We start from the raw sequence: 25,125 nt of genomic DNA on the forward strand, positions 1-25,125 counted from the left end.
TTTTAATCCAGTAACCCTTTACTTTTGTACTTTTTCAAATATTTTTTAAAAAGTAGAGTTTGTTTGTTTTCAAGATCAATCTTTTTCCCCTGAATAAAGGCGTAGTGGACATTTGTTCTTATATCAAGGGGATTTCCATCTGTAACAACTAGTGTAGCATCCTTTCCTTTTTCTATTGAACCTACCCTATCGGATATACCGAGAATTTCAGCAGCATAAAGCGTTATAGATTTAATACCTTCCTCAATAGGTAAACCAAAGGCACAGGCAGTAGCTACTTTGTAGAGAAGATTCCTGGCATTTGGAGCCGCATAGGGACTTGATGAGTTAGCTATACAAAACTTAACTCCACTTTTATAGAGCCTATAAGGCAAAAGGTACGGTTCATCGTAACCCTCATCCTCTCTAAACGGATTTATATGGATACCTGTTATTACCACAGGAATATTTCTCCTTTTAAGCTCCTCAGAAAATCTCCAGGCATCATAGCCTCCCACAATTACAACCTTTATTTCCGGGAATTTTGTGAAAAAATCCAAAACATCTCTGATCTGAAAGTATTCATCAGCATAAACAAATAAGGGCACTTCGCCTTTTAAAAGTGGAATCATTGACTCAAATTTCTCATCACTTTCATATAATTTATTCGAATTTTTAAGTTTTAAATACCCATAGGAATCTTCAAGGAATTCTCTTATTTTTTTCAAATTACTTTCATATTCTTTTTCAAGTTCTTCCTCAGATTTAACTCTCAAGTAGAACCTCTGAGTAAACTCTCTCTTTGAGGGCCACTTAAGGTAAATTCCGGAGTTATACTTTAAAACCATATCTTCTACACTCCATCCATCAAGCATAATAACGGAAGAAGTTCCTGTAATAAGGCCTCCCTGTGGGACTACATTAGCAATTAGAATTCCATTTGATCTTGTAACAGGAATAAGTTCACTGTCAGGGTTAATAGCTACTAAGGCCTTTGCGTTTGGGTTAAAATCTCCAACTTCAGCATAGTCAAGAGTTGCCTCAACAGATGAAATTTCTATGAGCCCTAATATTGAGTTGGCATCAATAAAACCAGGATATACATGCTTTCCCTTTAAATCTATAACAGAGACATTCTCAGGAATCTTTATATCTTTACCTACTTCAATTATTTTTCCATCTTTAACCAAAATAGAACCATCAAGTATATCACCATTTTTTATCGTGTGAATTACACCATTAACAAGGGCAAGATACCCCCTTTGCTCCTCAGATGGTATCTGCAAATTTGCATATAAAGTTAAAAAAACTAAAGCACTAATATAAAACTTTTTCATTTGTAATCTCCTTTTGGCTTTGTTTTAAGTTTTTTATTTAAGTATTGATTTACAAGTTCAAGCTTTAAACTATCATCTCTTTCCCTAAGTTTAAGATCTAAATCTCTATCAAAAAATTTTCTTCCCTCAATATAAACTTCAAGAACTTTACTAAGGGGTGAAAGGGGGTCTCCATCCCATATCACAAAGTCTGCTTCTTTATCTTCTTCAAGTGAACCAACGTATTTATCTATACCCAGCTGCTTAGCTGGATTAATTGTTATAAGTTTTATAGCTTCTTCAGGGGAAAGTCCGCCATATTTTATTATTTTTGCTGCCTCAGTATTTAACCTTCTTGCAACTTCTGGAAAATCTGAGTGCAACGAAGTAAGAACACCCACTTTAGTCATCAAATAGGCCCCGTAAGGTATCGCATCGTATACCTCAAACTTATAAGCCCACCAATCAGAAAAGGTTGTAACCTTAAAATCAGCCTCCTTAATCTTTTCTGCTATCTTATAACCCTCAAGGGTGTGCTGAAAACATACATTTTTAATATTAAACTCCTTACAAAGATCTATAAACATTAAAATTTCATCTTGTCTATAAGCATGAACCCAAGCAAATCTCTCATTTTTAATAACTTCAAGTATAGCCTCCTTTTCAAGATCTTTCCTTATAGGTTCTTTAGAGATTTTTAGTTTTTTCTCATAATCAATTGCAGCAAGAAAATTATCTCTTATAATCTCTCTTACACCCATTCTTGTTTTAGGATATCTTCCTTTCTCTCCGAAACCAGGGTGTTTAGGATTTTCACCTAAGGCAAATTTTAAAATTGGTTTTGCTTTTTTATACAAAAGATCGTAAGGGTTTTTAACGCCCCATTTTAATTTAATTACTGCACACTGTCCTCCAATAGGATTTGCAGATCCATGTAAAGTAGCTACTGTTGTGACTCCACCTGATAAGAGCCTATATATGTTAATATCGTATGGATCTAAAACATCACTAACTCTTACCTCAGAACTTATTACGTCTCCTGTTTCATTTACATCTCCAGTAACAGCAATATGAGTGTGGGGATCAATAATTCCTGGTGTTATGTGTTTACCTCTTGCATCTATGATTAAAGCACCAGGCGGTGGCTTTATTTCTTTCGCAATTTTTTTAATTAAACCCCTTTCTATTAAGATATCATGATCATGAAGGATTCCCCTTTCACTTGCAGTCCACAGTACTCCTCCTTTCACTAAGATATAGTTATGCATCTTAGGTAACTCAGGATAACCAAATGCTGAAGGCGGGAAAAAAGGTAAAGGTTCAATTTTAAATCTTTCCACATATTCATCCTTTTTTTCTTCCTTGAAATCTTCTTCTTTTAAACTTAGAGAATAGACAAAACTTTGACCGTTTGGTAAGGTACCATGTCCAGTTATACTGCGATCCTTAACTTCACCAGTTAAATTCAAAAAGCCTTCATAACCCAATTCTTTACCATGAAAGACAAAAGTCACATGGTTTAAATAAAGCTTTATCTTATCAATATTTATTTTTTTATCGTTAATAAGTAATGCGCCTGTGTATCTTTCATCTTTACCCTTTAATTCAAAAATCCCCTTAATCTCTTTACCTTCAACATTCGCTGAAAATTCCCATTTTCCCTCTAAGTCAGGATACTCTCTTTTTAAAACAATCCTTTTACCATCAATAAACACCTCATAAATTTTACCTTTTTTAAAAATATTTCCGTCAGAAACAAAAAGGTGAGCGAGTTTTCCCTTTTCTATTGATCCAACCTTATCAAAGACTCCCATAAGTTTAGCGGGCATTTCTGTAAGTGCCTTTAAAGCATAATTCTCTGGAAAGCCCCGTGCTACTATATATCTTAAATTCTCCATAAACTTGGACGCGCTCTCTAATCCATAAGTAGTAAAGGCAAAATCAATTTTATTTTCATAGAGTAAAAAGGGATTGTAATAACTATACTTATAGTGTAAAAGTTTACTTAGAGGAACATTTATGGCTTCTTCTGGTGTCTCAAATCTTAGGTCTTCTACAAACTTTAAAGGCAATATTATGGGATTTTTAAAAGATTTTAGAAGTTCAATTTGTCTATACTCGTATCCTGAACCTAAAACTGTAAAATCAAGATTAAACTCATCTGCTATACTTTTAGATCTATAGAGAAAAAGATCATCAGTTGTTTCAAATATAACCTTTATTTTTCTATCAAGTAGATCCTCTAAATCTTTGAGATTTTCTACAAATTCAGGCTTTTTGACTCTTTTATTTTTTTGATAATAACTCCAGATCTCTTTATGCCATTTTACATCGTAGAGAACTTGTCTTATCAGAGCAATTACTCCCATTAGAGAGGTAGGATAATCTTCTGAGGAGACTTTATCATCAAAACTTATATGTTCAAAAATATTCTTTTTTAAAAGGGTTAGGCTAGGTTTTTCGTTTAAAAGAGAAAAAAGAGCGCTTTTGCCCTTAAAAATTCCCTTTTCAGGTACAAGGAGAATCAGAGTAAAACCATTTGAAATGTAGCTTTTAATTAATTTCTCATCTGGCGAATAAAAATCTGCCATATCTAAATGGGGATTCACATTTTTATTCCAATAGTAGGTTCCTGCTTCTATTTTCTCATCTTTTGACGATCCAGGATGATAAGAAACAGCTTGTGTACCTTTATCCCTTGTCTCTTTTTTATATACAAAGTAAGGCTCAATAAAACCTGGATAAATCCACTTGCCCTTTAAATCAATTATTTGTGCATCATTGGGAATTTTTATATCTTTTCCAACATCCTCAATAATACCATCTCTTATGACCACCTTACCATTTTCAATAACAAAATCTGAATTAACAAATATTTTTGCGTTAATAAGAGCATAAACTCTTGGAGGATTCTCTCTTAAACCGAAAGTTGGGCCAATTTGAGTTAAAAGCAAAATAAGGACACTTTTTATCATCTTAATTCTCCTTTTATATAGTGTTTTAAATTTTTCTCACGTACTCTTCAATCTCACTTATAAGCTCTTCCTCTGCTCTTTCGATATCCACTATTTTTTTAAAATTACCCTTAACGTAAATTGCTGCCTTTTTTTCACCAATTCCAGGTAGTGAGAGCCCTATATCAGCAAATCTTGATTCTCCAGGCCCATTTACAACACATCCCATAACAGCTACTTTTAAATTTTTAAACCTTTCATCCGTAAGAGACCTTTCCTCTAAATAAGAGGCAATATTTTGAGCAATTTCCCTAAAAAGGTAAGATTTTGTTCTTCCACAACCTGGACAGGAACTTACCTCAGCTTTAAAAACTCTAAGACCTAAAGATTGCAATATTTCTTTTGCTACTTCAACTTCTTTTGTTCTTTTTTCTCCTACAGATGGGGTTAAAGATACTCTTATAGTGTCCCCGATTCCCTGTAAAAGTAGAGCACCGATTCCAATTGAAGATGCCACAATACCTTTTAGGCTGCTGCCAGCTTCGGTTAAACCAAGGTGCAAGGCAAACTTTACTTTTTTTGCAAGTTCTTTATAAACGTAAATAAGTTCATTTACTTCTGATACCTTACAAGATAAAACAATTTTATTTTCTTTAAGTCCGAGTTCCAATGCTTTATTAGCAGAAATAATAGTAGATTCAACGGCTGTATCAAGTAGTACTTTTTTAAAATCGTAGGGGCTCTTTCTTTTTGAGTTAATTTCCATATTTTTTGTCAAAAGGGACCTATCAATTGATCCCCAATTTACACCTATTCTAACAGGTTTATCGTAATCTATTGCTATTTTTATCATTTCCTTAAAGTTTTCCTCCTTCAGTGTTGTGCCCGGATTTATACGGTATTTATCTAGCAATTCAGCAGTTTTTTTATATTTTCTTAAAAGAATATGGCCATTAAAGTGAAAATCACCAATAATAGGATTTTGAAAGCCCTTGTCTCTAAATATTTTTATTATTTCTGGTACTGATGCAGCAGCACTTTCATCATTTACTGTGATCCTGATCATCTCACTTCCACTTTGAGCAAGTTCTATAAGTTGATTCACAGTACTTTCAATGTCAGAAGTCCTTGTATCTGTCATGGATTGAATAACGGGCACTCTCCCCCCGCCTATAAAAACGTTTCCGATTTTAACTTCAATTGATTTACGTTTTCTGTTAAAATTACCTTGCATAACTTATAGCTCTAACTTCTCTTATTACAGTAACTTTAATTTGCCCAGGAAACTTAACCTCTTCTTCAATTCTTTTTGCAACAATTTTTGAAAGCTCATAAGCTTCAGCATCTGAAACTTTATCAGACTGAACAATGATTCTTAATTCTCTCCCAGCCTGCAAGGCATAGGCCTTTTCTACTCCCTCAAAAGCTGAGGCTATTTCTTCAAGTTTCTCAACTCTTTTTATATAGGCCTCTACAGACTCTCTTCTTGCTCCTGGTCTTGAACCAGAAATAGCATCAGCTATTGCAACAATAGGTCCGTAAGGTGAGATTGGTTCAACGTCCTCATGATGGGAAGCAATTGCATTAGCTACTATATCGCTTTCTCCATACCTTTTTGCTATTTGAGCTCCTATCAGCGCATGAGGGCCTTCGTAAGAGGGATCTGCAACCTTTCCTATATCATGTAAAAGGGCAGATCTTTTTGCAATTTCAACTTCTAAGCCGAGTTCACCGGCAATCATACCGGCAAGTTGAGCTACTTCTTTTGAATGGAGCAAAAGGTTCTGTCCGAATGAAGATCTAAATTTTAACTTACCAACGAACCTTAAAAGCTCTGGGTGCATACCCCTTAAGCCAAGCTCAAGAATTGTCTCCTCACCTATAATTCTTATATATTCATGAAATTCCTCCTGTGTTCTTTTAACAACCTCCTCGATCCTGGCAGGATGAATTCTACCATCTGCAATTAGTCTCTCAAGTGAAATCCTTGCAATTTCTCTTCTTTCAGGATCAAAGGAAGATAGAATTACGGCACCTGGTGTATCATCAACAATAACCTCTACGCCTGTAAGGGTTTCAAAGGTTCTTATGTTTCTTCCCTCTCTTCCTATAATTCTTCCCTTCATTTCGTCGGATGAAAGTGGAATTACATATACGGATGATTCAGATGAAACTTGAGAGGCAATTCTTTGCATGGCAGTAATGATGATTTTAGAGGCCTCCTTTTGAGCATTTTGTTTTGCCTCTTCTTTTATTCTATATACAAGTTGAGCACTTTCAAGTCTCGCCTCAGCTTCGATTTTTTTAAGAAGTTCCCTTTTTGCCTCATCACGAGTCATACCTGAAATTTCCTCCAATTTCTTTAATTCTTCAGAGAGAATCTGTTCAACCCTTTCTGTCTTAGCTCTGAGTGTTTTCTCTTTTTCAGAGATCTCCCTTTCCCTTATCTTCAATTCTTCTTCTTTTCTCAAGAGGAGTTCAGCCTTTTTTTCAATTTGGTACTCTTTTTCCTGCAATTCTCTTTTAAACTTTTCAAGTTCTCTTCTTGATTTTGCATACTGAGCGTCTACTTTATCTCTTTCTCTTTTTGCTATATCTTCTGCTTCACTTTTTGCCTTAATCAAGATTTCATCAGCCTCTTTTTTTGCTCTTTCTATTATAGATCTTGCCTCTTCTTTTTTTCTTTTAAGTAACGTTTCTATAACTTTTTTTGATATAAAATAACCGACAAAAAGACCTATCAAAAATGAAGGAAGTATATATATCATACTCTTCATATTCATCCTCCTTTTTTAAATTTGTATCTTTTTTCTCTCAGTTCATCTAATTTTATAAGAAGCTCCTTTTCTTTTCCTACCCCTTTTAAAAAAACGATTGGATAGAAATTTTTCATATATTGTTGAAAGATTGCGTTAGGGTTTTCGTGTGGATAAATATAGCCTTTCCCTCTACCTAATAAATGAGCAGAGGGGTAACTTGCATCCCTTAAAAAGGTGGGAAGTTCAGCAATTTTTTCTTCCTTAACTATCTTTCTTGCGTTTCCCATAGAGATAAGTACACTATTTGATTTTGACGTAAGAGAAAGATATATTGTTCCCATGGTAAGGAAAAACTCTCCTTCAGGCATTCCAACTGTTTCAAAGGCATCTTTAAGAGAGTTAATGAGAATAATCGCCTGTGGATCAGCTAAGCCCACATCTTCGCAGGCAAAGATTAACATTCTACGAAATATGAATCTAGGGTCTTCACCTGCTTCTAGCATTCTGAAAAGATAGTATAGAGCAGCATCAGCATCTTGAGCTCTCATTGATTTTATATAGGCTGAAATATAATCGTAGTGTTCATCATGCTTTCTATCATAGCGAAAATATAATTTAAAATTTTCAAGATCAGAATCAGTTATTTCACCTTTACCATTTTTCGCCTCTACAAGCATCTCTAATAAGTTAATAGATCTTCTTGCATCACCCTCTGAATATTTTGCAATTTTAACTATTAATTTTTCATCAATTTTAATTTCAGGATATTCATTTAAAGCTCTTTTAATTATCTTTACTATGTCCTCTTCCTTTAGGGGTTTAAATTCAAATACGTATGTTCTTGATATGAGTGCTTTATCCAATACAAAAAATGGATTAAGTATAAGAGCACCAATAAAAATTATCTTACCCTCTTCAATATATGATAAAAGTATTTCCTGTTGTAACCTATTAAACCTATGAATTTCGTCTATAAAAAGTAAAGCTCTTTTCCCCTTTAATTTAAAAAGCCTCTCAGCCTCCTCTAAGGCTTTCCTAACATCTTTTACACCTATAGTTGAAGCATTTAAATGGTAAAATGGAGAATCTATATATTTAGCTATAAGTCTTGCAAGACTTGTTTTACCAACTCCAGGTGGCCCATAGAAAATAGAGGAGAATAATTTTCCTTTCTCAATTAATTTCCTTAACGGTGCATTCTCTCCAATAATATGCTCTTGTCCAACAAAATCCTCTAAAGTTTTCGGAGCAATACGCAAAGCTAAAGGTAATAACTCTTCCCCTTTTTTCTCTTGAAAAAGCATACTTTTTCTCCTTCAATTTTATACGTTTTCTATTTTTTTAAAAATACTTGATATTTTCATCTGCGTCATTAAAAGTCTTTTTTCACAAAAAAAAAGCTTTTCAGCAAGAGAAAGAAGAGCCATTATACTTATAGTCTCAAAGTCCTGAGAGGATGTTTCTCTCTCACACTCTAAAATTGTATTATTAACAATTTCAACCACACAATTCAAATCTTCTTCATTTAGATCTGTCTCCACCTCATATCTTTTTCCCCTTATAACAACTTCCCTAATTTTCTCCATACCCTGCTTTTTTCCCTATACCCCAGCATCATTCAATTTTTTAACCAAGTTCTCTATTTTGCTTATAACACCGTTTAGCTTCTCCTTCAATTCTGAGTTTTCTTTTTCTAGAGTATCACATCTTTCCCTATATTCCCTGAGCTTTAGTAGTAATTCTTCAATTTTACTTTCAAGCATAAATAAAGTATCATCCATTTTTTCTCCTCCATAGAAATCCTATAAGGAGGGGAATTGAACCCTTTAAGCTAGCTGGCAAACTCTTCTTTTACCCCCTTAATTTAAAACCTATTTTTTTCTCTACATATTCAACAATTTTTTCCACTTCTTTATCTACTTCCCTCTCTGAAAGAGTCTTATCCATACTTCTAAAGAAAACTCTAAAAGTAAAATTTTTCTCTCCCTCCCTTAAGGGTTTTCCTTTGTACACGTCAAAAAGTATAAATCTTTCAATTAATGTTTCATTTTTTAGTTTTTTAAATAACCTTATGATTTCAGAGGCATTGACATCTTCTGGTCCCACAAAGGAAAGATCCCTTGAAAGAGCTGGATAAGTAGGTAAAGACTTAAAAGTTAAATCTTTTTTAAAAGTTAACTTATTAACGCTAAGTTCAGAGTAAACAGCCTCCAGCTTAAGATCGTAAATATCAAGAATTTCTTCTTTTACTTCGCCGATATACCCTATTTTCTCCTCGTTAATGAAAATAGATGCAGAGTAGTTAAAAAATGGGTAACTTTCCTCTATAAAATAAATCTCATCTTCAAAGTGTTCAAGGAACGATTCCAAAATTCCCTTAAGTTCAAAATAAATCTCCACATTACTTTCTTTTATCCAATTATCTTCTACTAAATTTGTTAAAAGTAACCCTATTTTCTCCTCCTCTTCAAAATCCTTGTAGAAAACTTTTCCAATTTCGAATAGTTTTTTAACTTTTTCTCCTCTTCTAACGTTGTTTCTCAAAGAGTTTAGTAGAGATGGAAGAAGTGAGGGTCTTAAAACTCCAAATCTTTCTGAAAGTGGATTTTTAATTTTTAAGACCTTTTCTGAAAATAGCCTTGCCTCCTTTTCATCAATTAATGAAATGGAGACACACTCGAGGAAACCCTCCCCCCTAAAGTAATCTCTTATCCTATCTTGAAATAAATTTCTTTTCCCAACAAAGGAAGAAATACTTTCTGCCTCCGATTCAAAATTTTCATAGCCATAAACTCTTGCTATCTCCTCTATCAGATCTTCCTCTATTTCTATATCTCTCCTAAAGGTTGGTACCACCACCTCAAGCGTATTTTTCTCTAATTTACAACTCATGTAAAGCCTTTCAAGAATTTTCTGGGAAGTATAAAGATCAAACTCATCACCAAGAATTTTTTTCAGTTTATTTTCCTTAAGATAAACTTTTTTAGGTTTTACCACACTTTTAATAACATCGATTTTTCTATAAGGGGTACCTCCTGAAAGGTCCATTACAAGGTCTCTTAGTCTTAGTGCCGCGTACTCCACCATATTAAAATCAGCGCCTCTTTCAAATCTATAAGAGGATTCTGTTTGAATATTAAACTTTTTACTTGTTTTTCTAATGTTTATTTTATCGAAGAAGGCGCTTTCACAGAGTATTTCTTCGGTTTCCTCTGTAACAGCAGAGTTTTCTCCTCCAATTATACCAGCTAATGCAAGAACTTTCTCACTATCTGATATAACCATAACACTTTCATCAAGTTCTCTTGTTTTACCATCAAGACAAAGCAAAGCCTCCCCTTTTCTTGCGTTTCTCACTATAACTTTTTCTTTTATTTTCTTCAAATCAAAAACATGAGTAGGATGCCCAGTTTCAAGCAAAATGTAATTTGAAATATCAACTACCAAATTTATAGATCTAATTCCGCATAGAAATAGCCTATGTTTTATAAGATCTGGGGTCTTTGCCTTTTTTAAATTTTTTATAATTATTCCAACATATCTATCACAACTCACATTTTCTTCAATTTCAATTATAAAATCTATCTCATCTTCTTTAATTTTTTTTATCTCAGGAATTCTTAACTCAAGGTTTAAATAAGATGAAAGATCTCTTGCAATTCCTATAACAGAAAGTAAGTCGGGTCTGTTTGGATAAATTTCAAGATCATAAACAAAATCGTTTAAACCGATTAAATCTTTTGGATCTTTATCTAAATCTACTTTATCGTCAAGAAAAATTACTGTTTCACTTTTATCAGAAAGACCGAGTTCTTCCTCTGATACGATGGTGCCCTCTGATTTTTCACCGGCAATATGTTTCACATCTACTTTAAAATCCTTAAGTAAGGTTCCCGGCGGAGCGTAAATTACTTTCTTTCTCTTTTCCAAAAAAGGAGCACCTGAAACAACTTGATAAACCCCCTTTTTAGTTCTAAGTTTTAAAACAAAAAGCTTATCTCTTTTTTGGTGTCTCTCTACACTTTCTATCTCTGCTACCATTAAATTCTCTTTACCCTTTGATAAATCAATAACTTCTTTAACAGGCATTCCTAATTTATTAAAAATTTCTATAAGATCTGATGGGGGAACTTCTAAGTCTATATAATCTTTTAGCCAGTTATAGGTGACTCTCATACTAATAGATTGAGAATTGTTTTAAAAATCCTCTTACGTTTTCAAAAAAGAGTCTTATATCGGGTATTTTATATTTGACCATAACTAATCTTTCAACGCCTACTCCGAAGGCATAGCCGTTCCATTCTTCTGGATCTATATTACAGTTTTGCAGTACCTTTGGATGAACCATACCGCAACCTGCTATCTCTAAAAACCTTTTTCCCTCTGGTGTTTCCCACAGAATCGAAACCTCTGCAGAGGGCTCTGTGAACGGAAAGTAAGAAGGTTCAAATTTAATTACAAGATCCTTTTTTTCAAAATATTCCTTAAGAAAAAGTTCTAAAGTTCCCTTTAAATTAGAAAAGCTTACACTTTTATTTATATAGAGGCCTTCAACTTGATGAAAAACAGGTGAATGAGAGGCGTCAAAGTTGTCGCGCCTGTATACCCTCCCTGGAGCTATTATTCTTATAGGTGGTTTTTTCTTTAACATTGTCCTTATTTGAATTGGTGAGGTATGAGTTCTAAGGAGAAGAACTTCTTTTTCAAGAAATAAGGTTGCTTGCATATCTCTTGCTGGGTGCCATTTTGGTATGTTAAGGGCTTCAAAGTTATTAAACTCTGACTCTATTTCAGGACCTGTTTCTACTTCAAAGCCAAGGCCAACAAAAATCTCTTCCATTCTTCTTAACTCTTCTCTAAGAACATGAAGGTAGCCTCTTTGCTTTAAAACCCCGGGGAGTGTAGGGTCTATTTCCTTTTTCTTTTTAACTTCAAATGTTTTTTTTCTTATCTCTATTTCACTCTCAAGAAAATTTTTTAACTCATTAAGTGCCTTCCCAACCTCCTTTCTTCTTTCGGGCTCTAACTCTTTTAATTTGTCAAAGAGTTTTTTTATTAAACCTTTTTTTCCTAAATATTTAATTCTTATGTTTTCTAAATCATGAGCGTTTTTAACGTTTTTCAGTTCTATTTCAATTTCTTCCCTGAGTTTTTCAATTTCCATTAGGAGCCATTACGTTTTTAACTATTTCTTTAAAGCTTTCAGGTTCTTTAACTGCGAGGAATGCAAGGATTTTCCTATTAATTAAGACTCCCTTTTTCCTGAGGGCATTAATAAACTCATTATATTTTACGCCGAGAGATCTACAGAAGGCGTTTATTCTTGTTATCCATAGTTTTCTGAATTCTCTCTTTTTTTCTTTGCGATGTCTATAGGAGTATCTGAGGGATTTTAGGACTGCTTCGTTTGCCTTTTTAAAGGTGCTTGATTTTTGGCCGTAGTATCCCTTTGCCATCTTTCTTATTTTTTTATGTCTTTTTCTCGTTTTTACACCACCTTTTACTCGCATTTTTTTCCTCCTTTAGGCTGAGAGAATAATTATACTTTCAAAATTTTTTTTATTTCAATAAACTTTTCTTCTATGAAAGTGTAAAAATAGAAGAGAAATTTAATAAAATTAAAATAGTTTGAAACATTAATTTAAGAGGTTCTATTCCTTAAAAAAACTTACTATTAATCATGGATTTTGAATTAAAAGAAGAACATAGAATGATAAGGGAGATGGTAAGAGATTTTGTTAAAAAGGAAATAGAGCCTATAGCAAACAAGATCGACGAAGAAGAAATTTTTCCAGAAGAAAATGTGAAAAAAATGGGAGAATTAGGACTTATGGGTATGGAAATTCCTGTAGAGTATGGCGGCTCTGGTATGGACTCTATTTCATATGTTATCGCTGTTGAGGAAATATCGAGGGTTTGTCCTTCACACGGTATCATTCTTTCGGTAAATAACTCTCTTTTTTGCTACGGAGTTTATAAATTTGGATCCGAGGAACAAAAAAGGGAAATTTTACCAATAATTGCAAGTGGTAAAAGAATAGGAGCCTTTTCATTAACAGAACCTCATGCTGGAAGTGATGCGTCAAATTTAAAGACAAGAGCAATTAAGGATGGTTCAAATTATATAATCAATGGAAAAAAGGTGTGGGTCACAAATGGGACACATGCAAAATATGTTCTTTTATTTGCAGTTACCGATCCTGAAAAGAAACATCATGGGATTACATGTTTTATAGTAGATACGGAAAAAGAAGGAGTAATAAAGTCACCACCTGAGAAAAAGTTAGGTATTAGGGCAGCCTATTCCTGTGAACTTACTTTTGAAGATTATAGAGTACCTGAAAGTATGAGGCTTGGAAACGAAGGAGAGGGGTTTAAGATTGCAATGTCTGTTCTTGATGCAGGTAGAATAGGGGTAGCAGCTCAAGCTGTTGGTATTTCCCAGGGTGCCTTTGAGTATGCAGCTAAGTATTCTTTAGAGAGAGAAGCCTTTGGTAAAAAACTCTGTGAACATCAGATTATTCAATTTTATCTTGCGGAGATGAGGACAAAAATTGAGGCAGCAAGGCTTTTAACTTACAAAGCAGCATTTTTAAAGCAAAAAGGAGGAAGGTTTTCAGAGTGGTCCTCAATGGCAAAACTTTTTGCTTCAGAAACAGCAATGTGGGTTTGCGATAAAGCGCTTCAAATTCATGGGTCTCTTGGATACTCAAGGGAACATGACATTCAAAGGTTATTTAGAGCAGCAAAAGTTACAGAAATCTATGAAGGAACAAGTGAGATACAGAAAATTGTAATTTCAAGAAGTATTATAAATGAAATGAAAAAACTTTATGAGGAAGTTTAAAATATAGAATATGATAGATGAAATTTATGAGGTAATACTTGATCATTATAAAAGTCCGAGGAATTATGGGGAGATGGAAAATCCTGATATAGAGTATGAGGGTGGAAATCCTTATTGTGGAGATGAAATTAAGATGCAGTTTAAAATAAGGGATGGAGTTATAGAGGATGTTAGGTTTAGGGGAAGGGGGTGTGCGATTTCTCAGGCTGCTGCATCAATTCTAACTGAGTATATTAAGGGGAAAAAAGTTGAAGATTTGAGAAACTTCACAAAGGAGGAACATCTAGAGAATCTTGGACTTAAGCTTTCTCCTATCAGAATGAAGTGTGCTCTTTTATCTTACGAGGTATTAAAAATTGCATTATTTGGAGAGGAGGAGATAGGAAAATAGCTCTAATTGGACTTTTAGTTCCTTTTTTTAAACTAGAAAATTGAATCTTTTTCTCCCCTTAATTTCAAATCACGTTGATTTTCAAAGTATTTAAGAATTACTAAATCTACCTTAAACTATCTTATCCTGTTTTAGATACCTTTTTCACTTGCTCACTTTCTTTAGTCTTTCAAGTTTTTTAGAATCTAAAACTAAGTTTTTAACAAATCTCTAATCTCTTTTATTTTTGAAAATAACCTTTTTTGTTATAAGCGAATTCTCATCAACTATACAGTACTTATACTTTCCTTTCAAAGAAGGCAGCTCATATATTGCATCAAGTAAGAGATTTTCAATAATAATTTTTAAACCCCTTGCTCCCATACCAAGTTCCTTTGATCTTTTGACTATTTCCTTTTTTAAACCATCTGTAAAAATAAGCTTAATACCCTCAGACTCGAAAATCTTTTCATATTGCTTTAAAATTGCATTCTCCGGTTCATAGAGAATCCTAAAAAGCTCATCCTCAGTAAGCTCATTCAGTTTAACAATTATGGGAAATCTTCCAACAAACTCAGGTATAAACCCATATTCAATTAAATCATCAGGTAAAACTTCAAAATCAACTTCATTTTTTTCTTCATCTTTAACAAATCCAAGTTTATGCCTCTTTCTTCTATTTTCAATTATTTTATCAAGCCCAACAAAAGTCCCCCCGCATATAAAAAGAATCCCTGTTGTATCAACTTGAATAAAAACTTGCTCCGGATGCTTCCTTCCTCCTTGGGGTGGTACGTTAGCAATAGTTCCTTCAAGAATCCTTAAAAGTGCCTGCTGCACCCCCTCTCCACCCACATCTCTTGTTATAGAAGGTGAATCTCCTTTCCTTGCTATCTTATCTATTTCATCAATATAAATTATTCCTCTCTCAGCTTTTTTTATATCAAAATCAGCCATTTGTAAAAGTCTTAAAATGATGTTCTCTACATCCTCACCAACGTATCCTGCTTCTGTCAAGGGGGTAGCATCTACGTGAGTAAAGGGAACGTTTAAAATTTTAGCGAGGGTCTTGGCTAAAAGTGTTTTACCAGTCCCAGTTGGCCCTATTAAAAGTACGTTACTTTTTTCTATACTGTTATCATTTAAAACAATCCTTTTATAATGCTGATAAACAGCCACTGATAAAATCTTTTTGGCTTTTTCATGACCAACAACGAATCTATCAAGCTCTCTTTTAATATCTCGAGGATACGGTATTTGAAAACAAAAGTCATTTTTTAAATATTTTTCTTTCTCTCTATCAAACATCAAATCATAACAGAATTTTACACAGTCATCACATATAAAGGCGTTGGCTCCGGAAAAAAGTTTTTTTATTTCTCCCTCAGCTCTTCCGCAAAAGGAGCACCTTATATCTTTGCTTGTGTTTGCCCTCTTTTCTCTCATAAAGTTTCTCTTCTTGAGGTTATTATTTCATCAATGATACCGTAAGATAAAGCCTCTTGTGGTGACATAAAGTAATTTCTATCTGTGTCCTTTTCTATTTTTTCCTTTGGTTGTCCTGTATGTTTTGAAAGAATTTCGTTTAGAATATCTCTCATCTTCATTATTTCCTCGGCATGAATTTTTATATCAATAGCCTGGCCATGAACACCTCCAAAGGGCTGATGAATCATTATTCTTGAATGAGGTAGAGCGAACCTTTTTCCCTTTTTCCCAGAAGCAAGTAATATAGCTGCCATACTCGCTGCCATCCCAATACATATTGTGTTCACATCGGGTCTTATGTACTGAATAGTATCGTAAATGGCAAGCCCTGCACTTATGTAACCTCCTGGCGAGTTTATATATAGGTATATATCCTTCTTGGGATTTTCCGCCTCTAAATAGAGAAGTTGAGCAATTACTAAATTTGCTACCTGATCATCTATAGGCATACCTAAAAAGACTATCCTATCCTTTAAAAGACGCGAATATATATCATAAGCCCTCTCATACCTACCTGTCTGTTCTATTACAAAAGGGATAGTTTGGTTTTTCATTCTACTATTACCTCCATTTTTACGTTATTTTTTAAAAAATTCATAGCCTTTTTTCTTTTAATCGAACTTTCAACTTCTTCAAAAAATTCTCTTTCCTTTAATCTTTTTTTAAAAAACTCATAATCCATCTTATATAAATCTGAAATTCTCTTAACTTCTTCATCTATCTCTTTCTCATTTATTTCTATCTTTAGTTGTTCGGCTAGTCTATCAAGGAGTAACCTTCTTCTGACTCTTTCTTCTGCTAATTTATAAAATTCATCAAACCTTTCTTTGAGCTCTTCCTCCTTTAACTTATAACGAGAGATAATAAGTCTTAATTCCTCCTCTGTATAGGATCTGGGAACTGGTATAGGATTCAGTGCAGAGAGTTCTTCAAGAATTTTATTTTCTAATTCAATTTCTGCCTCTTTTTTTAGATCCTCCTCTATTTCCTCTGTTATCTTCTTTTTAAACTTTTCAAGGTTTTCCATTTCAAACATCCTTGCGAACTCATCGTTGATCTCTGGTAAAATAACTTCTTTTACAGAAATGATGTTTCCTTCATATATAAGGGTTCCGGACTTTTCGGTTCTGGCAACCTTAAAAGAATCATTCCTTTTTTTACCAATTAACTCATTGTAAAAGTCAGAGGAAACATTCTCCCTGTTAAATTTAAAGGATTCTATCTTACCCTTTAGAATTTCTCTTCCTGTTATGTCCTTTATGTTGTACTTTATAACCACAAAGTCTCCATCTGTAAGTGGTGTCTCTTTATCTTTAAACTCTGCGAGGGACTCCTGATACTTTTTTATTCTTTTTTCTATCTCATCAGGAGAGGGCCTTTTTATCCTCTTTTGCACCTTAATCCTTTCAAAACCCTTTACTTCAAAAAATGGCAAAACTTCAAAATATACTGTAACTTCTAATTCATTTTCGCCTTCCTTTTTATCTTTTATAATTATTGGCGATATAAGTTTTGAATTATCTTTTTTTAACTCTTCTATTACCTTAGATTTCAGAAACTCTTCTAAGCTGTTTTCTTCAATTTCTTTTTTATACTTAATCCAGACAATTTCAAGCGGTGCCTTTCCCTGTCTAAAGCCAGGAATTTTTACTACTCGTTGATATTCTTTCTTAAACTTTTCTATATAGGGGACTATCTCTGATCTTTTGATTTTTAAAGTTAAAACTCTTTCTGTCTCCATTTATAATTATTCAATAAAACTGTTTCTTTTTTCAAACCATTCTTTAAATTTAACTATGCCCTTAGCTATTGCCAAGGATAGTTTTCTTAGATATTTCTCATCCTTTAACTTTCTCTCATCAGAGGGAGTGGTAATAAAGCCCATTTCTATAAGAACTGCAGGAGAATAACAACCGTTTAGTACATAGAATTCTGCCTGTTTTACTCCCCTATCAAAAATATTTAAACTCTTTGTAATTGTCTTTTGTAAAATTTCTGCAAGTTTCTGTGACTCGTAGAGAAACTCAGCTTGAGCCATATCCATCAAGATAAGATCTACTATACTGTTATAAATTCTTTCATCTTCATATTCATATTTCAATGAAGCATTTTCTAAGGCAGCTACTGCTCTTTCCCAATCAGTTTTTGCCTCAGAGAGAAAAAAGACTTCAACACCATTTGAAGTTTCTGTAACCTCTAAAGAAGCATTACAATGAAGTGAAACAAAAATATCCGCTCCAACATTATTTGAAAATTTTGTTCTTTCAGATAGAGACACAAAAGTATCTTTATCTCTTGTCATAAAAACCTCAAACCCCATTTTAACAAGTTCTTCTTTTAAAAACTTTGCAACCTTCAAATTAACATCTTTTTCTTTTGTTCCACCTTTACCTAGTGCTCCAACGTCAATTCCCCCATGGCCAGGATCTATAACAATTCTTTTTATTTCCCTTAACACTTTCTTTTTCTCTTTATTCCTCTTTTTTTTATTACTTTCTAAATAGTTAATTTTCTCAATTTCTTTTTCTTTCGCCTTAGGGGTGCTATCAGGAATTTTCCCGGTCAAAATTACTCTAAAGTAGTCTTTTTTATTTTCTATTCTAAATCGCTCACAAAAGCTCCCAAGTTCAAATAAGATTTTACCTTCTTTATTTTCTTTAGTTACACTTATCCCTTTTAAAATCGGGTGAACTAATTTTGATGAGAATGTAAATACTGAATCTACCTCTTTTAGTGTTATTTCAAGCTTACTTTCCCTTAAAACTCTCTCGTATTTAATAGGTCCCTGTAAGTAAAAAGTAATATACACGGAGTCTTTTTTTTGAATTATTTCAGGTGGTTCCCATAGAGTCTTTAAAAATATGAGTAAGATCATTTTAGCATCTCCCTTCTTAGCTCTCTTTCCATTTCTCTTTTCTTTATAAGTTCTTTCTTTTCGTATTTCTTCTTCTTTTTAGCAAGAGCTAATTCTATTTTTGCCCACGCTCCTTTAAAAAAAACTCTTATTGGAATTAAAACTAACCCCTTTTCCTTCCATTTTCCAATTAGTCTTTTAATCTCTCGCTTTGTTAGTAAAAGCTTCTTTTTCCTCTCGGGATTGGGAAAGAATTTAAAGGCAGGAGGATAGGGTGAGATGTGAAAATTATAGATATAGGGTTCGCCATCTTCAAACTTAACATAGGCATCGTTTATTGAGGCTCTTCCCTCTCTAAGTGATTTGACCTCTGCTCCTTTTAGAACAATACCACAGATAAATGTCTCATAAATCTCATAATCACTTTTTGCCTTTTTATTAACAAGAATATCTTTTTCTCTTTTACTTTTCATATTGCACCCCCAGAATATTAATTATACGCTATAATTTTTTTGAAGTTTTCAAAGAAGCTTTTATAGTCCTTTCCTGGAATCCTTACTTTCAAATTCGTTTTTACTCCAATAACGGGGAAATCCTTTGAGAGATATTTTAAAAATGAATTTTTTGGAGAGTTTACTAAGTATATAACTAGTGATTTCCTTGTGATACTTTCTAAAAACAGATCTTCATTTTCTTTTTCCTCCCTTAAAATTAAGTAATTTTTAAATCCCATCTCATTTAAGATTTTTTCTATTTTCTCGTTACTTTCGTCGTGAATTACTATTAACTTGTCGTATAGCTCTACTTTAAGAGGAAAGGATAGGTAACTTTTTAAAGGCCTAATTTTAAAAATCAGGAAAAAAATTTTTTTAATAATTTTCCTTAAGCTCTCCATCATAGCTCAAGAATAATTCCGAGTTTTAAGTAATTTAAAAAATACTTTCCGTCCCAGAATACCTTAAGACCTATAAAGGGAAATATTTCTCTTGAGGCTGTTATTAAAAAATTAAGGGCGTAATAAGTTCCCTTTTCTTTAAAACTTTCCTTTTGTTTAATTGCATATACTATGCCTGGAAAAAGTGAAAAAACAACTAAATCTCTTATTAAGAATCTATGGAAAATGCCAACCTCAAAATTTTTGACAAAAATACCAGTACCGGAGGAAACCTCAATATCTGAGTAGTCAAAGTATAGGTAAACTTTTTTAATTTTTGAAACAAGAGAAAATTCTTGACCGATACCAGGATATTCATTAAATTTTGTTTGAGGAAATAAAAGGTTAATTGAAAAATAAAGGGAAAAAAGAAAGAAACTCATGGTTTAAATATATTTTTTATGATAAAAAATAGATTAGCAGGGCGCTCCCCAAGTCTTCTCATAAAATAGGCATACCATTCATTTCCAAAAGGAACATAAATCCTTACTCTGTAACCTAACTCAGTAAGTTTTTCCTGAAGATCTCTTCTTATACCATAGAGCATCTGAAACTCAAATTTATCAGATAAAATATTATTTCTTTTTACAAGATCAAGAGTAAAGTTTATGAGCTTTTCATCATGGGTTGCTACACAAGGATAAGTTCCATTAGAGAGAGAACCATCGGAAAATAAAATTAAAAGTGCCCTTTTAAAATTTTCGTCAACTTCTTTTTTTCTTTGATAGGCAATCTCTTTTGGCTCTTTATAAGCTCCTTTACAGATTCTTACCTCTGCGCCCATTGAGGATAACTTCTCTATATCAGAGATCGTTCTTTTCAAATAACTCTGAATAGCAACACCTACATTTCCAAATTCGTTGAAGGCTTTTTCGTATATATCCAGTGTCTTTTGGGTGTATGGGGAATTTTCCATATCTATACAAACTCTATTATTTAAATCCTTTGCACATTCAAGTATTTCACTTAAAGATTTATAGGCAAGATCATCTGAAATCATAAGACCAAGATGGGTAAGCTTTACAGAAATTGTAGAATTTAAATTTTCCTCCTTTATAACTTTTAATATCGTCTTGTAATCTTTTATAACTTCTTTTATTTTTTCTTTATCGGTTATGCTTTCGCCTAATTTATCTAAGGTACAAGTCATATTTAGTTTGTTTATGTTTTTGATTACCTTGACAGCATCTGATAGTGTTTCACCTGCAACAAACCTTTCCACCAACTTCTTTGATGGTGGAAACTTCTCAATATAACCTTTAAGGTTTTGTTTTTGCGATAAATATAGAAAAATTTTACGGAACAATTTTTCCCTCCTTGTTTAGTTAGAATTATTTTATAGAAAATCTTTTCTTAAGTAAAACAAAATTATCACTAACATAAAGGGTATCGGAGAAAATTTCCTTTATAACTTCTCTAAGAGGGTCTTTATGGGAGATAAAATAAAACTCTGCTTCAGGAAAGCTTCTTTCTATAAATTTTAAAAGTAATCTCTTATTACTCTCTTTGTCAATGAAGTTCTTAACTTCCCTTGAGGTATCTAAATTAAAAGAAGGAGAAATCAAACGTATTTTTAACTTTTCCATATTGTAAAAAAAGAAATACGGATCACTATAAAGAAGCACTTCTTTTTCTTGAGGAATAAATTCAGCTGCTTTAAGAGCTATATCCCTTATTTTTTGAGTAATATTTATAATAGTTCGCATGTTAAAAATAAGAATTAAAAACTGAAAAATGATGAATAAGTGATAAATAAAAACAAGAAGTTTAAGTTTTAAAAGTTTAAGACCCCTGTAAAGAAAGAGAATAAGTATAGGGTATAAAAAGGCGATATGTCGAGAAAAGTGTATGCCTGAGAAGATTGAAAAACTACTTATAAACAAAATAAACATAAAAATTGAAAAAAAATAAGAAATACATAGTTTTTTTTCTTTAAGAATATAAATTGCTACAAAAGATAGAAAAAAGGGCGGGTATATAAAAGTTGATAGATAATCACTTACTTTAATATTCAAAAGAGGGAAACCTATTAAAAATCCTATTAGGTGCTTTAAAAAAGTTTTAATACCTCTTAAAACAGCAAGATTTAATTCATAATTAAAAAAAAGAGATTGAGTTCTAAAAGCAAGAGTTACTAAAAAACCGGTTAATATGTAATTTAAAAGAAAAGGTAAAGTTGAAAGCAATAAAACAAATAGTAGAGGTATTATACTTCTTCTAATATTTTTAAGAGTAAAAACTCTAAAAAAATAAGAAATTCCAACAATTATACCCTCAGGCCTTGTAAGAACTAAAAGGGGATAAATTAAAAAAAACTTTTTGTTATTATCTATGAAATAAAGGCAAAGATAAAAAAGAAATGTATATAGCGGAAAATTTAAGGTTAGGTAAAAATTTATAAAAAAGGGAAATGAAAAAATTAAGAAAAAAATTGGGAAATTGCTTTTTTCATTGAAAAACTTCTCATAAAATTTTTTTATTATGAAAATTGCAAAAACCATTATTAGGGTGTTGAATAAATAAGTGAACAAAATAAAAAGATCTTTATTTTTAAAACAAATTAGGTAGATTAATGCATAGATAAAAGGATGTATATAACCTGGTGGAAAGTTTGAAATTTTCTCATCAGCATTCAATTTAAATATAAGACCCTCTGAAATTCTTATAGAATATATTGCCTCAGCATATAGATCTGCACTAAGAAAAATTGGTTTCACTACTTTTTCTTAAGAATTTTATGGTATTCTTTCTTTAAAATTAGAGCATCGTACTCTAGAGTTGGACTTTCGCAGATTAAAAATCCCCTTACATCTTTTTCTACTAAAACTTTAAGCACGTCTTTAAACTTGAACTCTGAATCCTTTAAAACAATATGTCTCTTTTCGCCTTTCTCACCGAACTCCATACCAGAAACATGTATATGCATTCTCTTTAAAGAATCTTTTCCTAAGGCTTTTTCATAACTTTCTAATAGCTTCATAAACTCATCGTAGTTATTTATTTCACCTAAGGATCTTGCATAGATATGGGCAAAGTCAAGACAAGGTTCTACTATGCCCTTAAATTCAAGGGAAAGTTCAAGTAATTCATCTAAATCCGCATATTGGGAAGGTTTTCCCATAGTTTCTGGTCTTAATCTAACTTTAATGTTTTCTTTATCAAGCATCTCAAAAATTTCAAGAAGTGCACCTTTTACCTTATTTCTAACATTTTTCAAACTTTCATCGTGCATATAGGCAGAGTGAAAACATATTTCGTAGGCTCCCATTAAATATCCAATCTTTGCAGAACTATAGATGTAACTTATGCTATTTTTAACTTTTTGTTTTTCCTTAGAATTTAAATTTATAAAGTAGGGAGCATGAACCGATAGGTATACTTTTTTCTCTTTTGCAAGATCCTTTATTTTGATTGCCCTTTCCTCTTTTATCCTTATTCCCTTAACAAATTCAATCTCCATAGAGTCTAATTTAAGTTCACTAATTCTTATAATTCCAGATTCTGTAGAGCTATCCTTTGCTGATTCGGGAACTCCAGCTGTTCCAATATATAAACTTTCATATTGTTTGGGTAAAACGTCCTTCATTGAAATATGATAAATTTTTATCAGAAAATTTTTCAAAAAATGGAAGATAAACTAATAAATTACATAAAAGAAATTTTAGCCTATTTAGGTGAAAATCCGGAAAGGGAGGGGCTTTTAAAGACACCCAGGAGATTTCTTAATATGTTAAAAGAGCTAACGGAGGGATATAAGGTTGATCCTGAGGAAATTGTTAAAGATGCTATATTTTCAGCAACAACCGATCAGATGGTAATAGTAAAAGATATTGATTTTTCGAGTCTATGTGAGCATCACCTATTACCTTTTTTTGGGAAGATAAGTATAGGTTTCATACCTGATAAAAAAATCATTGGACTTTCAAAAATTCCAAGAATAGTAGAAGTCTTTTCCAAGAGATTACAGGTTCAAGAGAGGCTAACAGAGGAAATAGCGAACTTTTTGTATAAAAAGATTGAACCGAAGGGACTTGGAATTACAGTTGAGGCTGTGCACTTATGTACAGTAATAAGAGGGGTGAAAAATAAAAGTGTAAAGCTTTTTACAAGTAAGATGATGGGAAATTTTAAAGATTTAGAAATTAAGAATGAATTTTTAGATGAAACTAAAGGGTAGTTTGCTTTTTCTTTTATTTATATTATTACTTTCAGTTTATAAGGCGGCTCCAATTTCTATATGTCCTGATTTTTATTGGTATTTGATGGATGGAAAGTATTTTATTGAAAATAAAGAGTTACCGCAAAATGTTTATACGTACCTACCCAGTGAGAAGTGGATTGCCCATTCATTAGCCTTTGAGGTTTTGCTCTATGTAATATACAAAAATTTTGGAGATGTTGGCCTATATATTTTTAAAATAGTTTTGCTTACCATTTTATATTCGATTGTTATTTTTATAGTTTATGAAAAAAGTAAGAAAATTCTGAACTTTTTAATTGTTTATTTTTTGGTTTTTTCACTACTTTATTGGGGAACTACAGTTTTAAGACCACATATTTTTACTTATATCTCAACTGCGTTAATCCTTTTAGCTATTGAAAAGAGACGATATGAACTTATTCCAATAGTTTTACTCTTTTTTTCTTTTTTTCACGCGGGAATCGTAGTATCGATAATTATTTCTGTTATTTATTTTTTAGCTTACCTGATTGACGGAAAATTTAGGGAGTCTAAAAAAATAATTTTTCTCACATCTTTAGGAATTTTTTTGATAGTTATCTTCAATCCTTATCATTTAGATTATTTTGATTATATTATAAAGGCGCTTTTTAAAAAATCAAAAATTTGGGAAAACTATGTTTCGGAGTGGGAATCAATATTTATCTCTGCCTTTTGGGAAAAGGATTACTATGTAAGATCTTTACTACTTGCTCCTATTTTCTTAATAGTTATGCTGTTTATCTTATCTCCACGAAAAAAATTAACCATTGATATATTTCTTCTAATAGCTTTTTACTATTCCTCTTTAAAACATGTAAGAAACATACCAATCTTTGGAATTGTCTCAGCTTTTATAATCCCTCCCTATTTGAATGAAATCTTAAAACCTAAACTAACGTTTCAAGAAATCGATAATAAACTGATATTCAAAATATTAATCTTGTTAATTAATTTCTTCATAATAGTTAAGATAATTACGGAGAAAGAGAAAGTGAGAGTAGAGAAAACTTTTTTCCCTATAGAAGCGGTCGAGTTTATAAAAAATTATAAAAAAGAAGGAAATATATTGTGTCCTTCTGATAGGGGGGGATTTATACAATATAAACTTTTTCCAAACTTTAAAATATCTGTTGATGGCAGATTAAGTGTACCTGACACAATCCTTTTAGAACATTTCAAATTTTGGAACTTAGAAATTGATCCTTGGAATTATATAAAAAAGTATAAAACAGAGTTTATATTAACTGAGAATAAATTTATTATAACTAAAGTTTTAAAGAAAAGAAGAGAACTTAAAGCTGTATATAATGATGAGTATTTCACTGTTTTTGAATTGAAAAGAAGGGATAAATAGATTTTATAATAAAAAAACGATAAATAAGTAAATAGGGAGGAGTTAAAA

At 32.2% G+C, this 25,125-nt stretch carries 24 protein-coding genes; 4 read left to right on the forward strand and 20 right to left on the reverse strand.

Features of this window, described 5'->3' with window-relative positions; all coding sequences use genetic code 11:
- Positions 1 to 2: 2 nt before the first annotated feature.
- The 10 genes from ABDH49_05975 to rplT all read right to left on the reverse strand — a co-directional run bounded on the left by ABDH49_05975 (position 3) and on the right by rplT (position 12,518).
- Positions 3 to 1,316 (reverse strand): amidohydrolase family protein, encoded by a 1,314-nt coding sequence (locus ABDH49_05975; protein MEN3046508.1) that lies wholly within the window; start codon positions 1,314 to 1,316, stop codon positions 3 to 5.
- A complete protein-coding gene (locus tag ABDH49_05980; protein MEN3046509.1) occupies positions 1,313 to 4,270 on the reverse strand; it encodes an amidohydrolase family protein in 2,958 nt (985 codons plus the stop codon). Before ABDH49_05980 ends, ABDH49_05975 begins: the two co-directional genes overlap by 4 nt.
- A gap of 25 nt (positions 4,271 to 4,295) precedes the next feature.
- On the reverse strand, positions 4,296 to 5,483 hold the full coding sequence (gene ispG, locus ABDH49_05985; GenBank protein ID MEN3046510.1) for a flavodoxin-dependent (E)-4-hydroxy-3-methylbut-2-enyl-diphosphate synthase: 1,188 nt from the start codon (positions 5,481 to 5,483) through the stop codon (positions 4,296 to 4,298).
- A complete protein-coding gene (gene rny / locus ABDH49_05990; GenBank protein MEN3046511.1) occupies positions 5,473 to 7,017 on the reverse strand; it encodes a ribonuclease Y in 1,545 nt (514 codons plus the stop codon). Before rny ends, ispG begins: the two co-directional genes overlap by 11 nt.
- A gap of 11 nt (positions 7,018 to 7,028) precedes the next feature.
- Complete coding sequence (locus ABDH49_05995) at positions 7,029 to 8,312, reverse strand: replication-associated recombination protein A (GenBank protein ID MEN3046512.1); 1,284 nt, start codon at positions 8,310 to 8,312, stop codon at positions 7,029 to 7,031.
- 18 nt (positions 8,313 to 8,330) lie between these two features.
- On the reverse strand, positions 8,331 to 8,594 hold the full coding sequence (locus ABDH49_06000; GenBank protein ID MEN3046513.1) for a cell division protein ZapA: 264 nt from the start codon (positions 8,592 to 8,594) through the stop codon (positions 8,331 to 8,333).
- Positions 8,595 to 8,609: 15 nt separating this feature from the next.
- Positions 8,610 to 8,789: a hypothetical protein gene (locus ABDH49_06005; protein MEN3046514.1), complete on the reverse strand. Its 180-nt coding sequence runs from the start codon at positions 8,787 to 8,789 to the stop codon at positions 8,610 to 8,612.
- A gap of 70 nt (positions 8,790 to 8,859) precedes the next feature.
- The gene (gene pheT / locus ABDH49_06010) at positions 8,860 to 11,184 is read right to left on the reverse strand and encodes a phenylalanine--tRNA ligase subunit beta (GenBank protein MEN3046515.1); all 2,325 of its coding nucleotides are present in this window, start codon (positions 11,182 to 11,184) and stop codon (positions 8,860 to 8,862) included.
- A gap of 1 nt (position 11,185) precedes the next feature.
- A complete protein-coding gene (gene pheS / locus ABDH49_06015) occupies positions 11,186 to 12,172 on the reverse strand; it encodes a phenylalanine--tRNA ligase subunit alpha (GenBank protein ID MEN3046516.1) in 987 nt (328 codons plus the stop codon).
- Positions 12,162 to 12,518, reverse strand: a complete 357-nt coding sequence (gene rplT / locus ABDH49_06020; GenBank protein MEN3046517.1) for a 50S ribosomal protein L20 — start codon at positions 12,516 to 12,518, stop codon at positions 12,162 to 12,164. Before rplT ends, pheS begins: the two co-directional genes overlap by 11 nt.
- 170 nt (positions 12,519 to 12,688) lie before the next feature.
- Here rplT and ABDH49_06025 point away from each other — a divergent pair, with 170 nt between their 5' ends.
- Together ABDH49_06025 and sufU are read left to right on the forward strand one after the other, a co-directional pair.
- Entirely contained in the window at positions 12,689 to 13,855 is a 1,167-nt protein-coding gene (locus ABDH49_06025; GenBank protein MEN3046518.1) for an acyl-CoA dehydrogenase, read from the forward strand.
- Positions 13,856 to 13,865: 10 nt separating this feature from the next.
- On the forward strand, positions 13,866 to 14,246 hold the full coding sequence (gene sufU, locus ABDH49_06030; protein MEN3046519.1) for a Fe-S cluster assembly sulfur transfer protein SufU: 381 nt from the start codon (positions 13,866 to 13,868) through the stop codon (positions 14,244 to 14,246).
- Positions 14,247 to 14,456: 210 nt separating this feature from the next.
- Here the strand turns inward: sufU and clpX are convergent, their stop codons facing one another.
- The 10 genes from clpX to ABDH49_06080 all read right to left on the reverse strand — a co-directional run bounded on the left by clpX (position 14,457) and on the right by ABDH49_06080 (position 23,087).
- The gene (clpX, locus tag ABDH49_06035; protein MEN3046520.1) at positions 14,457 to 15,671 is read right to left on the reverse strand and encodes an ATP-dependent Clp protease ATP-binding subunit ClpX; all 1,215 of its coding nucleotides are present in this window, start codon (positions 15,669 to 15,671) and stop codon (positions 14,457 to 14,459) included.
- The gene (gene clpP, locus ABDH49_06040) at positions 15,668 to 16,267 is read right to left on the reverse strand and encodes an ATP-dependent Clp endopeptidase proteolytic subunit ClpP (GenBank protein ID MEN3046521.1); all 600 of its coding nucleotides are present in this window, start codon (positions 16,265 to 16,267) and stop codon (positions 15,668 to 15,670) included. Before clpP ends, clpX begins: the two co-directional genes overlap by 4 nt.
- Positions 16,264 to 17,454 (reverse strand): trigger factor, encoded by a 1,191-nt coding sequence (tig, locus tag ABDH49_06045; protein MEN3046522.1) that lies wholly within the window; start codon positions 17,452 to 17,454, stop codon positions 16,264 to 16,266. Before tig ends, clpP begins: the two co-directional genes overlap by 4 nt.
- Before the next feature lie 6 nt (positions 17,455 to 17,460).
- On the reverse strand, positions 17,461 to 18,588 hold the full coding sequence (locus ABDH49_06050; GenBank protein MEN3046523.1) for an N-acetylmuramoyl-L-alanine amidase: 1,128 nt from the start codon (positions 18,586 to 18,588) through the stop codon (positions 17,461 to 17,463).
- A complete protein-coding gene (smpB, locus tag ABDH49_06055; protein ID MEN3046524.1) occupies positions 18,585 to 19,040 on the reverse strand; it encodes an SsrA-binding protein SmpB in 456 nt (151 codons plus the stop codon). The genes ABDH49_06050 and smpB overlap by 4 nt, the downstream gene beginning before the upstream one ends.
- A gap of 17 nt (positions 19,041 to 19,057) precedes the next feature.
- A complete protein-coding gene (locus tag ABDH49_06060; GenBank protein MEN3046525.1) occupies positions 19,058 to 19,465 on the reverse strand; it encodes a hypothetical protein in 408 nt (135 codons plus the stop codon).
- Positions 19,462 to 19,884, reverse strand: coding sequence for a hypothetical protein (locus ABDH49_06065; protein MEN3046526.1), 423 nt, complete (start codon positions 19,882 to 19,884; stop codon positions 19,462 to 19,464). Before ABDH49_06065 ends, ABDH49_06060 begins: the two co-directional genes overlap by 4 nt.
- Complete coding sequence (locus ABDH49_06070; GenBank protein ID MEN3046527.1) at positions 19,881 to 20,723, reverse strand: proline dehydrogenase family protein; 843 nt, start codon at positions 20,721 to 20,723, stop codon at positions 19,881 to 19,883. Before ABDH49_06070 ends, ABDH49_06065 begins: the two co-directional genes overlap by 4 nt.
- 109 nt (positions 20,724 to 20,832) lie before the next feature.
- On the reverse strand, positions 20,833 to 22,218 hold the full coding sequence (locus ABDH49_06075) for a hypothetical protein (protein ID MEN3046528.1): 1,386 nt from the start codon (positions 22,216 to 22,218) through the stop codon (positions 20,833 to 20,835).
- Positions 22,218 to 23,087, reverse strand: coding sequence for a TIM barrel protein (locus ABDH49_06080; protein MEN3046529.1), 870 nt, complete (start codon positions 23,085 to 23,087; stop codon positions 22,218 to 22,220). The genes ABDH49_06075 and ABDH49_06080 overlap by 1 nt, the downstream gene beginning before the upstream one ends.
- Before the next feature lie 39 nt (positions 23,088 to 23,126).
- Here ABDH49_06080 and folE point away from each other — a divergent pair, with 39 nt between their 5' ends.
- Entirely contained in the window at positions 23,127 to 23,678 is a 552-nt protein-coding gene (gene folE, locus ABDH49_06085; protein MEN3046530.1) for a GTP cyclohydrolase I FolE, read from the forward strand.
- Positions 23,662 to 25,077, forward strand: coding sequence for a hypothetical protein (locus ABDH49_06090; GenBank protein ID MEN3046531.1), 1,416 nt, complete (start codon positions 23,662 to 23,664; stop codon positions 25,075 to 25,077). The genes folE and ABDH49_06090 overlap by 17 nt, the downstream gene beginning before the upstream one ends.
- The last annotated feature ends 48 nt before the right edge of the window (positions 25,078 to 25,125 follow it).

This window comes from Candidatus Hydrothermales bacterium (genome assembly GCA_039630235.1).
In the GTDB taxonomy this organism is placed as follows: domain Bacteria; phylum Hydrothermota; class Hydrothermia; order Hydrothermales; family JAJRUZ01; genus JBCNVI01.

Coding starts and splice junctions, on each gene's coding strand:
- ABDH49_05975 (MEN3046508.1), bottom strand. CDS start 1,316: ATGAAAAAGTTTTATATTAGTGCTTTAGTTTTTTTAACTTTATATGCA.
- ABDH49_05980 (MEN3046509.1), bottom strand. CDS start 4,270: ATGATAAAAAGTGTCCTTATTTTGCTTTTAACTCAAATTGGCCCAACT.
- ispG (MEN3046510.1), bottom strand. CDS start 5,483: ATGCAAGGTAATTTTAACAGAAAACGTAAATCAATTGAAGTTAAAATC.
- rny (MEN3046511.1), bottom strand. CDS start 7,017: ATGATATATATACTTCCTTCATTTTTGATAGGTCTTTTTGTCGGTTAT.
- ABDH49_05995 (MEN3046512.1), bottom strand. CDS start 8,312: ATGCTTTTTCAAGAGAAAAAAGGGGAAGAGTTATTACCTTTAGCTTTG.
- ABDH49_06000 (MEN3046513.1), bottom strand. CDS start 8,594: ATGGAGAAAATTAGGGAAGTTGTTATAAGGGGAAAAAGATATGAGGTG.
- ABDH49_06005 (MEN3046514.1), bottom strand. CDS start 8,789: ATGGATGATACTTTATTTATGCTTGAAAGTAAAATTGAAGAATTACTA.
- pheT (MEN3046515.1), bottom strand. CDS start 11,184: ATGAGAGTCACCTATAACTGGCTAAAAGATTATATAGACTTAGAAGTT.
- pheS (MEN3046516.1), bottom strand. CDS start 12,172: ATGGAAATTGAAAAACTCAGGGAAGAAATTGAAATAGAACTGAAAAAC.
- rplT (MEN3046517.1), bottom strand. CDS start 12,518: ATGCGAGTAAAAGGTGGTGTAAAAACGAGAAAAAGACATAAAAAAATA.
- ABDH49_06025 (MEN3046518.1), top strand. CDS start 12,689: ATGGATTTTGAATTAAAAGAAGAACATAGAATGATAAGGGAGATGGTA.
- sufU (MEN3046519.1), top strand. CDS start 13,866: ATGATAGATGAAATTTATGAGGTAATACTTGATCATTATAAAAGTCCG.
- clpX (MEN3046520.1), bottom strand. CDS start 15,671: ATGAGAGAAAAGAGGGCAAACACAAGCAAAGATATAAGGTGCTCCTTT.
- clpP (MEN3046521.1), bottom strand. CDS start 16,267: ATGAAAAACCAAACTATCCCTTTTGTAATAGAACAGACAGGTAGGTAT.
- tig (MEN3046522.1), bottom strand. CDS start 17,454: ATGGAGACAGAAAGAGTTTTAACTTTAAAAATCAAAAGATCAGAGATA.
- ABDH49_06050 (MEN3046523.1), bottom strand. CDS start 18,588: ATGATCTTACTCATATTTTTAAAGACTCTATGGGAACCACCTGAAATA.
- smpB (MEN3046524.1), bottom strand. CDS start 19,040: ATGAAAAGTAAAAGAGAAAAAGATATTCTTGTTAATAAAAAGGCAAAA.
- ABDH49_06060 (MEN3046525.1), bottom strand. CDS start 19,465: ATGATGGAGAGCTTAAGGAAAATTATTAAAAAAATTTTTTTCCTGATT.
- ABDH49_06065 (MEN3046526.1), bottom strand. CDS start 19,884: ATGAGTTTCTTTCTTTTTTCCCTTTATTTTTCAATTAACCTTTTATTT.
- ABDH49_06080 (MEN3046529.1), bottom strand. CDS start 23,087: ATGAAGGACGTTTTACCCAAACAATATGAAAGTTTATATATTGGAACA.
- folE (MEN3046530.1), top strand. CDS start 23,127: ATGGAAGATAAACTAATAAATTACATAAAAGAAATTTTAGCCTATTTA.
- ABDH49_06090 (MEN3046531.1), top strand. CDS start 23,662: ATGAAACTAAAGGGTAGTTTGCTTTTTCTTTTATTTATATTATTACTT.